This window comes from Rhodococcus sp. NPDC057529 (assembly GCF_042802055.1).
Taxonomy (GTDB): domain Bacteria; phylum Actinomycetota; class Actinomycetes; order Mycobacteriales; family Mycobacteriaceae; genus Rhodococcus_F.
Map to the genome: position 1 here is coordinate 293,440 of NZ_JBHVEY010000002.1, position 12,497 is coordinate 305,936.

Consider the following 12,497-nt stretch of genomic DNA (forward strand, 5'->3'; position numbering starts at 1 on the left):
CTCAACCCACCGCCCGTCGGCCCGTGCCCGCGCCTGATCCAGTGCGTCAACGCCCGCACCCCCGCGAACGTCGCCGTGAACGCCGCCCACGACACCACCGCCGACTGCTCACTCGGATCCAGCTTCCTCCGCCACGCCGCGCGCAGACGGCGCAGGCGGCTGCGGTGGAGAGCATCCTCGAGCGGGCGGTTGGTCACGGCGTCAATCGTGCCACTGGCTCGGGTCGTCTATCTGGAATTCGGTCACAGAGCGACGGATTGGCCCAATACGGCAACCGGGAGGAATACAGACCTCGTCAAACGTTTCTCGCTGTGCCCGCCCTCCACGTCGGAGGGCGGGCATTTCTCAGTTACGCATTGACGCTGCCGAAATTCAGTGCGTGCACCAGTTCCGAGCCGAACGAGAAAAGCATTCCCCAAGGGGTATTCCAAATACTGTCTCTGTCCACGTGAACACTCTCCCTTTGATCGTGATGGTTCAGCGCCGATCGTAGAGCGGCCAATCCGATCGCCTATGCGGCGGTCCCGCAGGGTCATTCACGCAAATGACAGCGGACCGCCAACGGTAGGCGTCTGAAGGCAGCGCGCAGAGCGCCATCCTGATCTGACCCTCGAGTAGGATTCGCGGGAAAATACCGGAACCTTTCTCGATACGCCAGGACTTAAGACCCTATCTGCGGCGCCCAGTGTGGTGTACGCAGTGTCATTCAATCGGTGTACAGGGCCGTGACCTGCACAGGAACCTGTTCTCGCGGTTGGGATCTCGCGACTGTGACTCTCACCACTCCAGTTGTAACGAAGAAGGTTGAAGGTGCGATCATCATCCCGGCAGCAATACAGGGGGGCGGTCGTCATTCACCGCCAACAGTCGGAAGACAGAAGCGCTTGCCGGCTTATTGGTTCTCAGGTGGAAGGCAACGAATGTGACCGCATTCGATGTTCCGCTCGGCCCCGCATCGGGTACGCCGGGCGCAACAACGGTTTCTTCGGAGACGGGACGACTCGGGAGTCGTCGAGAGTGGCAGGCGGCCTACATCCGGCGCCTCCTGATCTCCGACACCCTGGTGGTGATCGCTGCTGTCGCGTTGGCCCAGTGGATCCGCTTCGGCGACAGTGGTGTTCTGACCACCGGCCAAACCCTGCACGACCTGAGCTACACACTCGTTTCGGCCCTGCTGGTGGTCGCGTGGCTGGTGACGTTGGTGATCTTCCGGACCCGCACGATCCGGGTCATCGGTAGTGGTCCCGACGAGTACCGCCGGATCTTCGTGTCGACGGTGCGTCTTTTCGGGTTCATTGCGATCCTTGCTCTCCTTTTCCGGCTCGACCTGGCACGCCTATATCTGGCCATCGCGTTCCCGGTGGGCTTGGTTGCCCTAATGGTGAACCGCTGGGTGTGGCGCAAGGTGGTTGCACGGAAGCGGTCGAGGGGTGAGTTCCAGACATCCGTGTTGGTGGTCGGTGGGGAGCGCTCGGTGCGCAATCTCGCCGAATCCTTTGCCCGCGGCACTGCCGACGGCTACCAAGTTGTCGGAGTGTGCATACCAGGGCATACGGGCAAATATGGCGACAAGATCACCGTGAACGGGCGGGAAATTCCAGTACTCGGAGACGAGCAGGACGTGGTGGAGTCGCTGGAGTTCTGCCGGGCAGACACAGTGGCTGTAACGGCGACCGAGCATCTCGGCCACGACGGTATGCGCGACTTGGCGTGGGCTCTGGAACCGCACCACGTTGACCTCGTCGTCGCCCCCGGGATGATGGACGTCTCGGGCCCCCGGCTCTCGATGCGGCCCGTTGCCGGCCTTCCACTGATCCATGTGGAGAAGCCCCAGTACCACGGTGCGCAGCGGTTCTCGAAGCTGTCATTCGACTTCGTCTTCGCGACACTCGCATTGATCCTGATAAGCCCGGTTTTGTTGGCGGTCGCAATCGCGATCAAGCTGACCAGCAAAGGGCCCGTCTTCTACAAGTCGGAGCGGATGGGCTTGGACGGCAAGCCGTTCCCGATGCTCAAGTTCCGCAGCATGGTGGTGGACGCCGACAAGCAGGTGTCCTCGCTAATGAAGGCGAACGAAGGTGCCGGCGTTCTGTTCAAGATGCGTGAGGACCCGCGGGTTACGAAGGTGGGACGTTTCATGCGCAAGTTCAGCATCGACGAGTTGCCTCAGTTCATCAACGTCCTTCGCCGCGAGATGAGTGTTGTCGGCCCGCGTCCACCGCTGCGACGTGAGGTCGAAGCCTACGACGGCACTGTGCGGCGCCGGCTGCTCGTGAAACCCGGTGTCACCGGGCTGTGGCAGGTGAGTGGGCGGTCCGACCTGTCATGGGAAGAGACTGTGCGGTTGGACCTCTCATATGTGGAGAACTGGTCGATGATGGGGGACTTGCTCATTATCGGGAAGACACTGAGGGCGGTGGCGGCAGGCGACGGAGCATATTGATGCTCAGCGGATCCCTCATCGAACTCACGGCCGGTCACGGCATCAGTTGAACAGCGCAACTCTCGCGCCGAATCAGAAGACACCAGCGGATTCAACCGCGTCCACCGGTGTTCACGACAGGAATCACGATAGAGATGACCATTGTAGCCAAACTTTGGCCCAACCTTACACGAGATATCATCCTAAATACTGTCGTATCATCTCCTCTTTTTCCGATGCCGTTTCGCTGGAGGGCGCTCAGTGCATACGGGATGAGGCTCGAGAAATGCCGGATATCACCAGGAGTGTGGTTTGGCAGCAAGCGAGTATCAATAGGTGCTAATACATTCATAAATTATGGCTGCATGTTCAATACTTCAGCGCCCGTCTCAATCGGCAGGAATTGTGACGTTGGAATGGGTGTTCTGTTTGTCACTAGCACCCACGAACTTGGGGACCCGCAGAAACGCGCGGGAAGGGCCCTGGTGAAACCAGTGTCGATTGGCGACGGAGTTTGGATCGGTGCCAGGGCTGTCATACTACCGGGTGTCCGAATAGCGAGCGGTTCAGTAATTGCTGCCGGCGCGATCGTAACTGACGATATTGAGGCCAACGCAATGTATGCGGGCACTCCGGCCAGGAAGATCAGGGATCTCGATGGGTAACCGAAAGAAGATTAGCCTGTATGAGTCATTCGATGGTCGGCATAATGGTCTTAGTACAATCCGCCTACTCCTCGCCTCTACGGTTGTGCTCTGGCATAGTTTTCCACTTACTGGTCACGATATATCGCCCGAGGGGCTAAGGGAAGTCGTTGGCAGTTTTCGTGTGGACGCATTCTTTGCGATCAGTGGATTTCTTGTGTTGCGCACCTGGAACAGAAACCCCACTGTTCGAACATATTTGCGCGCGCGAGCGTATCGGTTACTCCCGGCCTTCTGGGTCAATCTGATCGTCACAGCCTTTGTGATCGCACCCATTGCGACTCAGGTTGCAGGAGGTGATGTCATCGCCCTTTTTCGTGGCGAGCATTCAGCGTGGCGATATGTCGTGCAGAACTCTACGACATGGGTTTTCTTCTATGACATTGACGGTACCCCGAACAATGTGCCGTTCCCGGGTGCGTGGAACGGATCAATCTGGATGCTGAAGTGGGAGGTCGCGGCATACGTTGGCCTACTTATTATAGGAATTACCGGAGTCGTGCGAAAACGGCTATTAATCCTTTCGCTGGCGGCCGCATTCTGGGTGCTAGTCCTTTTGAACTCGGTGACTGAACTGTCGCCAAGTAACAATTTTCACGAAGCGTCACGTTTCGGACTCATGTTCTCCGTTGGTGCCGCATTGTGGGCGTACTCCGACAAGATAAAAGTCGACTGGCGACTTTCAGTAATTTCATGCTTGGGGATACTTATCGGGGTGTGGCTACCTGACTATCGATTGTCTGCAGCCCCGTCGCTCGCCTATCTAGTCTTCTGGCTCGCGGTGCACATGAAGAACGCAAAATTCATCCGGCGCAACGACTACTCCTATGGGATATTTCTGTATAGCTTTCCCGTGCAACAGCTGATTCTGTGCCTTGGATTTCCCTATCGTAGCCCGGTGCTGTTTTTCATCTTCGCATTAACGCTCACTTTGCCATTTGCGGTCGCCAGTTGGCATTTAGTTGAAAAACCGATACGTGCCAGGAAGCGCGAGCTGGATAAACGAGATGCCCTCAAGAGACCGTTTGATCTGGACTCCCGAATCTCTTACCGAGTTGGTTGAGCAGGAAATGATTCAGGTAATGGTGAAAGTCGTCGACGCTTACGTTAGTAGCAAGTGGTGGGACGCACTGCTTGCAAATATCAAGTATGGAATCGCGCTGCACCCGTCACCGCAGATGAATGCGTTTTCGATAGACAAGCATTGGCGAAGGCGTTGAAACAAACCGTTGACCGATCCTCCGACGTCCAGTCGCACGCAAAGGACGTCTGTCCATCACGAATGGCGACCCGGCTAAACCTCGCCATGCTGTTCGGTCTTGTACTATTCGCGTTAGCCCCGATGCCGGAAGCCTTTCCGAAAGGTGTTAGCACACCACTCGGAACCGTCTACCTTCCCGAAATATTTGGGGTGACCGGCACGCTTCTCTGTGTTGGATACGTTACAAAAGTGTGGCGAAATGGAACTCAATGGATCCTGGTCTTCTTAGCCGCAATTGTGTTGTTCACGCTTGTGGGTGTACTTAACGGTGGAGAACTGGGCGCGGCTTTTAGAGACGTTCGCGGGCCACTCATCTTTGTCTGTGTAATCGTCATGGTGTTGTTCTCGCTCAGATTCGATCAGGCTAACCTATTAAGGCTGGGGCCCCGCGCTGTCAAGCTGATAGTGCTTTGGTCGGCCGTTGCAGCGATACTGGGCGTTGCTGGCCTCGGAGGATGGATTAGCGGTCGGTTCACGGCGGCTTCGCTGTATGGGCTAGGGAGTTCGGGCGAGAGCGATCTGTCACGTCAGCTTCTATCAAGTGGACGGATGCTCGTCGCAGTTCTGTGCTTTTACATCATCTATTTTTGCCGCAGGCCAGCGGCTAGGGTCGGATTCGGTAACTACGCAGTACTTATTAGTTGTTCCGTGGCGTTGCTCTTGACCTTCTCGCGAAACCATCTTGTAACAGTAATCGCCGCCCTGGTCGTCGCGACGATATTTGCGGCCCGATACACGAGTGCAATTCTCTGCGGAACCAAGCTGGTGGCTGTGAGTTCTGGATCGATTACGTTAGCAGGTGTTTTGGTTGCGACGCTGTCGGAGCGTTTCAATTCGCTAATCGAAAACGTCTCCGCGACCTTTCGTACTCGTGTTGTCGAAGGTCTTGATCCGTCGGTCATAAATGTTGAATCCAGTGCCGAATGGCGCGATACCGAACTACAAATGGCTATGAGCTCGATTGCGTCACGGTTCTGGCTGGGTACCGGATTTGGAAGCCCCTACCGTAGTTACGCAATAGGTGAGGTGTTCAGTGGCTCATATGGCCTTACCTATATTCATAATTCGTTCCTCTGGATTCCGGTGAAGATTGGCATGCCATTGGCGCTTCTCATATTGGTGATGTGGATCGGATTATTCGTCCGAGTGTGGTCGAAAACTCAAGTTAATCGTGAGAGCATAGGCCGTGATGCAATTCTGGTTCTGCTAGCACTGTGCCCAGCTATGTATGTTGCGCCGACCCTATTCTCCACGGAAGGCGCGCCGGTCTTGGGTGGACTCGTCGCAATTGCGGTATACGCCGCGAAGTTTCCATACTTCGGCCTATCGGGGCCTCCAGGAGAACGAGGGATATCGCACATTTTGCTCACAGACAAGACGAGCGCGCGGGATAAGCGTGGTGCCATTGGGTACCGCGATGGTACTGAAGTTATTGGGAGGGCGGGGACCGCATGAGGGCACTCGTGTTATGGGCAGACGAATACTCGCGAAATTTGGGCGTTCGGGCTCTCGCGCAAGGTGCCGAGGCGATGATTCGGCGTTGTTGGCAGGAGTCGGAAGTCGAATTTCAAAGCTTCGGGAACGGTTCGGCACCCTTCAATCTGCGGGAGCGAACCTTGCTGAAGGAGTTGCTTCCTCATAACTCAAAGATTGGCGACTGGATCAGCGAGTTTGATTTAGTCCTCGACATGCGTTGGGGTGATAGCTTCAGCGATATCTATGGCCTGCGCCGCCTTGCGATGATGAATTCTCTTGCGAGGATAGCCGTGTCCAACGGAGTGACGCTGGCAATGGGGCCACAAACAATCGGCCCGTTCGAAAGCTTTGCAGGGCGCTCCTTGGGGCGCTTCGCGGCCAGACGAGCAGATATAATTCTCGCTCGCGATTCACAAAGTTCCGAGTACTGCAACGAGTTTGGCCTTCCCGCGGTCATTCAATCTACGGACGTAGTGTTTGCTCTGCCCGTGCCGCTTATGGAAAAGAAGTACGATATCGCGATTAACGTATCAGGACTCCTTTGGAACGAGAATCCGCATATAGATCGTCGCGTATACAGAAATTCACTCGTCAGATTGTGTAGGTCACTGCTGGATTCAGGTCGAGAGATTACATTGTTCGCACACGTGCTCGATTCGGATGGGCTAGATAATGATGTTCCGGCGGTAAAGGATCTGCAGTCGGAACTCAGTCACCAGGTCGACGCGTTTATACCTCGCGAATTGAGTGAAGTGCGTGGGTTCGTGGCGAGTGCTGACTTAGTAATCGGTGCAAGAATGCACGCATGCTTGAATGCGCTGTCAGTTGGCACGCCGGCTATACCACTAGCGTATTCGCGCAAATTCGCCCCATTGCTTGAGGATCTTGGCTGGCACCATACAGTCGACTTACGCGGTGACTCCTGTTATGTCGGCCAGGTTAGGGACCGTGTCGAAAGCTCTCCTGGTCTCAAGTCTGAACTCGACTCGCTACGGAGGCGAGCAGATGGGCTACTGGACGAGGGTACCCGGGCGCTGAAGGAGCTGGTTCTCTCGTGAGATCGAACCTTGCGTCCGAGATTTCGTCCGTTGTTGCGAACGGAAACTGCTCGGGATGCGGTCTATGTGCGCAGTTGAGTTCACAAGTGACGATGGAATTGAATGGTGGCGGGTACTTACGGCCAGTCTGGAAGGGGGCGATCGACTCTTCTGACGAGCATCAAGTCGCTGAATTTGCAGGGGCGTGTCCTGGCCGGCGTGTGGTCGGCCGGGACTCAGATGCTGCAGTGAGGCACCCCTATCTGGGACCAGTTGTTGCTGCGTGGGAGGCCTGGGCGACTGATCCCGAGATTCGATATACAGCGAGCAGTGGTGGTGCCCTAACTGCCCTCATCGCGTGGTTGATCGAATCTGGAGATTTCCGGACGTCTACGGCGGCATCAGCTGCGGTGGACCCGCGAAGGACGGTGTCTGTGACAATTACCTCTAGAGAGGAGGCCCTTGCGGCATCGGGTTCCCGGTACGCACCAGTCTCAACAGCAAGTTGCTGTGATCTCGATGCAGGTGCAGACACCGGAATAGTCGGCAAGCCCTGCGAGGTGTCGGCTATTCGACAGTTGCACGAATTGCGCGGCAAGGATTCACGTCCAATTCTATTCTCATTCTTCTGCGCCGGAACTCCAAGTCAGCTCGCGACAGAAGGTCTTCTTAAGGACCTCGGGTTCGATGAAAATGCCAGATTAGTGGCGCTCCGCTATCGGGGCCACGGTTGGCCCGGAGATTTCTATGCCGAGGATAAGAATGGGAACAAGGCTGGCGCCGGGTACAACGATTCTTGGGGTCGTTGCCTCGGACCTACAACCCAGTGGCGTTGCAAGATTTGCCCGGATGGTGTCGGTGAGAGCGCCGATATTGCGGCGGGCGATTTTTGGGAGGCGGACGAGTCTGGATTTCCAGATTTTGGCGACAAGCAAGGTGTGAGTGTGTTGATCGCGCGCACCGCGCGAGGTGAAGCAATCGTTCGGCGGGCGATAGCGGCGAATATTATCGAAGTACGTCCAGCGAACTTGGACGATGTTGCTCAGATACAGCCGCTCCAGCGAAAGAGAAGGGAAACGCTGGTGGGTAGGATGATCGGGTCATCAATCGCGAGGAATCGAGTCCCTCGTTACTCTGGTTTTGGAATATTTAACGCGGCCCGGACGTCGCCTATGTCAACATTGCGAGCCATCCCGGGGACGTTCATTCGGGCGCGCAAGATGCGACGGAGCGAGCGGTGAGCCAAATTCGTGGTGACTACCCGGACAGTTACAGCCTCCCACGGCAAACCAGCAGTTCTGTGGCGTCGGAGGACGAACGAAGGAAGATTAGTCCTGGTCGTCACCTGCTGATCGCTTCCACTGGTGGACACCTAGCGCAATTAGTTAAGTGGTCGGGACGGATTGGAAGTGCTGACGATTCGTTATGGGTCACCTTTGATAGCCCTCAGAGTCGATCCCTCTTGGAGGGTAGGAGGGCGCTTTATGTCCCGTATATTCCACCGAGATCAGTGCGTAAATCCGCAGCGGCCGTGTGGGAGCTTATGCGCCGGATCCAGTGGAACTCTGAACGATTTGTTGCCGCTGTTAGCACGGGGGCGGCGCTGGCTGTACCTGGGCTATACGTGTCGCGCTGGCATAGAGTTCCAAGCTTTTACATTGAGAGTGTTTCGCGGGTTCGAGGCCCTTCGCTGAGCGGTGCAATTGTTGCAAAGAATAGGGCGATCGATGTCTCGTGTCAGTACGAATCTTGGGCCGGCGGGCGTTGGTCTTACCGCGGTACAATTCTGGATCAATTTTCACGTTTTCCAAGAACAGTGAACGTTGAACCAACGCTTTTCGTAACTCTTGGAACAATTAAGCCATACCGATTTGATTCACTTGTCGATGCGATTTTGGAATCCGGCCTGGCGAACGACAGCACAGTCTGGCAACTGGGTTGCACGGCTAGAACTAACCTTCCCGGACGAGTTTTCGCTGAAATGTCTAGCGCAGAGTTTGACGCTGCGGCGAGAGATGCGGGTGTGGTTGTGACTCACTCGGGTGTGGGCACCATTTTGCGACTGCTCGAAATGGGGATTCACCCCGTCGTTGTGCCGCGGATTCAATCGCGTGCAGAACATGTGGACGATCACCAACTGCAGATTGCTTCGGTAATTCGTCAGAGAGATATTGGTGCAGTTGCAAGTCCGAGCGAAATCACCGCTTCCCTTTTGGTTGCGAGTTCTGGGTATAAGGTCAAGGAAGTCAAATAGCGTGCCGAAATTCTAGAATCTGAGCGGCGTACGTAATATCCCCGGGAGGGTTGAAGTTGTCAAATGGCATAGTGGTTAGCTGGGTGAAATATCACGGAAGATCGGCGATGCTCGCATCGGAATTGAAATACCGCTGCGAGTTCATCTATACAGAGCGAAAGTTGCCTGCGCCATTTCGCTATCTAGTCCAAGCAATGCGCACCTGGAGTGTAATTCGAAACGGCAAATATTCCCAGGTAGTCGTTATGCTTCCTCCCCTTCCTGCCCTGCTTTGTGTTCTCGCCGCTGGGCAGTCGCGTATGTCAGTCGTTGGTGATCTGCACACCGGATTCTTCCTCAACCCTAAGTGGAAATGGATGTCCGGACTCGGTCTGTGGTTGCTCCGGGGAGGTCGCGCTATTGTTACCAACGGTGCCCTGGCGGAAATCTGCGCCCGACGAGGTGTCGACGCGATCGTTCTACATGATGTATTGAAGAAGCCGGAATATGCCGATATTGAGGACAGGCCTCGGCAAAAAGTAAATTCCCCGATAATTCTGTGCCCGCTTGCATATGCGAACGATGAACCGATTGAAAGCATAATCGAAGCCGCGGGCTTGCTGCCGGACGTTCGATTCATTTTCACCGGGAATGCGCCGAGTTGGATCAGGGATCGCGCGCCGCACAATATTGACTTCAGCGGATATGTGTCAAATACTGAGTACTGGGAACTTCTTGCGAGTTGTTCAGGGGTGCTTGCGTTAACTGTACGCGACTTTACGATGCAACGCGCAGGTTACGAGGCTATGCTCGCGGGCAAGCCGCATGTAACGTCCGACTTTGCAACACTGAGACAGTTTTACGGCGATTCCGCAGTGTATACCTTGTCCGAAGGTGTGGATATCGCTTCAGCTATCCGGGAGATGCTTCAGCACTCAAGCCGCCTGATTGATAGTGCCGCAACGGTACTCGCGCACCGTTCGACTGAGCAGCGTGAGGCGCTGACCGTACTAGCGGGTATTAATGGCAACGCATGAAACGAAGGTCGCGCCGTCGATTAGTAGAGGCAGAATCTCAACCTTGATCCGCTCGCCAGCTGGTCTGGTTATTGCGCGGCTACTGTCAGCCGCTTTGGCGCTTGTCACGTCTCCGCTGATCGCTCGTGCTATTGGGGCCGAAGGGCGGGGGTTGGTAGCGGCAGCCACGACGGCGTTGATGATCCTTCCGATCGGACTTGCATTCGGACTGCCCTGGGCTGTTCGAAGGAGATGCTCCCTTGATGCCCAATCGCATGCTGTCATTCGCAGCGCACGATTGCTCTCCTTGCTAACCATCGTGCCAGGAGTTGGCTTCGCGTTCCTGCTGTATGCGACACTTCTTTCTGACCTTCCTGAACATGCAGGGGTGTGGTTCGTGGTTGGCTTAGCGCTAACTCCGCTCGTCGTCACGCGAAACTGTCAAATTAGTCTTCTGGTCGTAGAGCAGAAGTATCTTCGAATACTGTTGGTCACGTTGAGTCAGCCGGCAGCGTACTTCGTTTTGATACTTGGACTGTTCATTTCGAGCAGACTTTCGGTCACTGCCGTTATTTCAAGCTATGTGGTGTCTGTTGGCGTGTCATATTTGATGACATCACGAATTGTGCTTATTCCGTGGTTTGGGAATCGCGTCAGTTGGCGCCCCTTAGTTGGAGAAGCTTGGCGCGCCTCTGGCGCGCAAATATCGGAGATTGCTTCCTATCGTCTAAACCAGCTCCTCCTGTTGCCTCTGATCGGAGGTGCAGCCCTCGGAAACTATGCTGTGGCGGTAAATATCGCACTAGCTCCGGCTCCGATCGGGCATGCTGTCGGCGCCGCAGGGTTTAAGGGTATGGCCACTGGATCGGAAGCAGATCGTCGCAAGAGCGTTGATAAGTCTTTGAGGTCGGCGGTTTGGCTGGCGATACTGTCGGCTCTTGGTGTTTCCGCGCTTTCCCCTTTTGTTATTCCGTGGGCGTTCGGAAGAGAGTTTAGGTCTGCCATCCCGGCCACGATCGTCTTAGCAGTGGGTGGCGTGTTTGTCATCTGCAATTACGTGATGACATCTGGTCTCGTTGCACGAAACCAGCCGGGCAGGGCGAGTATTGTGCATTTCTCAGGATTTATCGTTGGTCTCGTCGCGCTCCTACTTCTAAGCCCGCCCCTTGGGCTAATGGGTGCAGCGCTTGCTTCAGTGATTGGATTCGTTGCGACATCGGTTACGGCGTCGGTTTTCTTGAGAGTGGGCATCGGTCTATGGATTCCCAGACTTAGCCATCTAAGGTCGTCATTCTCGGTACTCTTCGGACGGTAATATGTTTAGTTTTAAAATCTTGCAGCGTGCAGGATATGGAAGGTCCGTACTCAAAGTGAGAGCGGAGGTTTTCTAAATGCAAAATAGAATATTTCTCGTGATTGTTAACTACTTCTCTCACGGCATGGTGGCACGCTTATTAGAGTCGTTGGATTGCTCAACATTTGGCGATGCCGTTGTAGTTGATAACTCTGTCGATTCCGGCGAGTTTCGGAATCTAATGCGTGTTGTGGAAGGGAATGGTATTCGTGCAGTTGCGATGCCCAGCAACGTCGGCTTTGGCGCCGCAGTTAACGCTGGTGTTGACCTGCTGAACCCCGACGCTGATGGTCGCATATGGATTCTGAATCCGGACACTATCGCGACCTCGGACGTCGCCGTGCGATTGGCCCGGGCACTCGATGAGTATGGCGCTGACATGGCGTCACCCGTGATCTGTACCGGAGTCGACGACGAGATCTGGTTTGGCGGTGGCGATATTGACATTCGAAGGGGGCGTACTAGCCACTGGAGTTATCGTCCAGAGTTGGTGGTCGAGTGCGATTTCTTGACTGCGGCGGCAGTCATGATTTCTGTATCCGCTTGGTGGAGGCTGGGCGGATTCCGTGCCGACCTTTTTATGTATTGGGAAGATGCTGATTTATGCCTACGTGCTGGCGAACTGGGTATGAGAATGGTGGTTGACCCTGCGGCCATGATTTGGCATGAAGTCGGAGCTACCACAAGCACACGCGGAAAGAGTGCTCTTTACTACTATTATATGGAACGAAATCGCATGGTGGTGTTGGCGGATTCTTCCGGTGTTTGTTGTTTATGGTCACGCAGTGCGTTGTTTGAGGCATTTCGAATTTTGGTGCGAGCGGGTCGTGAGCCTGTTGGGCGGACTGAAAAGGTGGTCTCGGCCGTGCGTGGAATTGCGAGCGGTGCGCGTTATGCAATTCGACGCCGCGGTGCTCAGGTTGTTGGCGCGCATAGTTGACGGTATTCGCACATGAGTGGTAGTGAACAGATGAATCCATTGCGGTCTTGTCGA

10 protein-coding genes and 1 pseudogene are annotated in these 12,497 nt (G+C 55.3%); 10 read left to right on the forward strand and 1 reads right to left on the reverse strand.

The window, feature by feature from the left end; genetic code table 11:
• Nucleotides 1-197 (reverse strand): annotated as a pseudogene (locus ACFU5V_RS04505) (hypothetical protein); the annotation flags it as partial.
• Between the two features lie 725 nt (nt 198-922).
• On the opposite strand from ACFU5V_RS04505, the gene ACFU5V_RS04510 reads away from it, so the two are divergent.
• The 10 genes from ACFU5V_RS04510 (at nt 923) to ACFU5V_RS04555 (ending at nt 12,443) form a co-directional block, all read left to right on the forward strand.
• Nucleotides 923-2,443: a sugar transferase gene (locus ACFU5V_RS04510; protein ID WP_378697199.1), complete on the forward strand. Its 1,521-nt coding sequence runs from the start codon at nt 923-925 to the stop codon at nt 2,441-2,443.
• A gap of 251 nt (nt 2,444-2,694) precedes the next feature.
• Nucleotides 2,695-3,087 (forward strand): acyltransferase, encoded by a 393-nt coding sequence (locus ACFU5V_RS04515; protein WP_378697586.1) that lies wholly within the window; start codon nt 2,695-2,697, stop codon nt 3,085-3,087.
• Nucleotides 3,080-4,189, forward strand: a complete 1,110-nt coding sequence (locus ACFU5V_RS04520) for an acyltransferase family protein (protein WP_378697201.1) — start codon at nt 3,080-3,082, stop codon at nt 4,187-4,189. Before ACFU5V_RS04515 ends, ACFU5V_RS04520 begins: the two co-directional genes overlap by 8 nt.
• 57 nt (nt 4,190-4,246) lie before the next feature.
• On the forward strand, nt 4,247-5,842 hold the full coding sequence (locus tag ACFU5V_RS04525; protein ID WP_378697203.1) for an O-antigen ligase family protein: 1,596 nt from the start codon (nt 4,247-4,249) through the stop codon (nt 5,840-5,842).
• A 161-nt stretch (nt 5,843-6,003) separates the two neighbouring features.
• Complete coding sequence (locus ACFU5V_RS04530; RefSeq protein WP_378697205.1) at nt 6,004-6,921, forward strand: polysaccharide pyruvyl transferase family protein; 918 nt, start codon at nt 6,004-6,006, stop codon at nt 6,919-6,921.
• Nucleotides 6,922-7,013: 92 nt separating this feature from the next.
• On the forward strand, nt 7,014-8,141 hold the full coding sequence (locus ACFU5V_RS04535; RefSeq protein WP_378697588.1) for a Coenzyme F420 hydrogenase/dehydrogenase, beta subunit C-terminal domain: 1,128 nt from the start codon (nt 7,014-7,016) through the stop codon (nt 8,139-8,141).
• A gap of 575 nt (nt 8,142-8,716) precedes the next feature.
• The gene (locus ACFU5V_RS04540; protein WP_378697207.1) at nt 8,717-9,154 is read left to right on the forward strand and encodes a glycosyltransferase; all 438 of its coding nucleotides are present in this window, start codon (nt 8,717-8,719) and stop codon (nt 9,152-9,154) included.
• Nucleotides 9,155-9,261: 107 nt separating this feature from the next.
• Nucleotides 9,262-10,170, forward strand: coding sequence for a glycosyltransferase (locus tag ACFU5V_RS04545; protein ID WP_378697209.1), 909 nt, complete (start codon nt 9,262-9,264; stop codon nt 10,168-10,170).
• 43 nt (nt 10,171-10,213) lie between these two features.
• Entirely contained in the window at nt 10,214-11,464 is a 1,251-nt protein-coding gene (locus tag ACFU5V_RS04550; RefSeq protein ID WP_378697211.1) for a lipopolysaccharide biosynthesis protein, read from the forward strand.
• Between the two features lie 97 nt (nt 11,465-11,561).
• Nucleotides 11,562-12,443: a glycosyltransferase family 2 protein gene (locus ACFU5V_RS04555; RefSeq protein ID WP_378697213.1), complete on the forward strand. Its 882-nt coding sequence runs from the start codon at nt 11,562-11,564 to the stop codon at nt 12,441-12,443.
• The last annotated feature ends 54 nt before the right edge of the window (nt 12,444-12,497 follow it).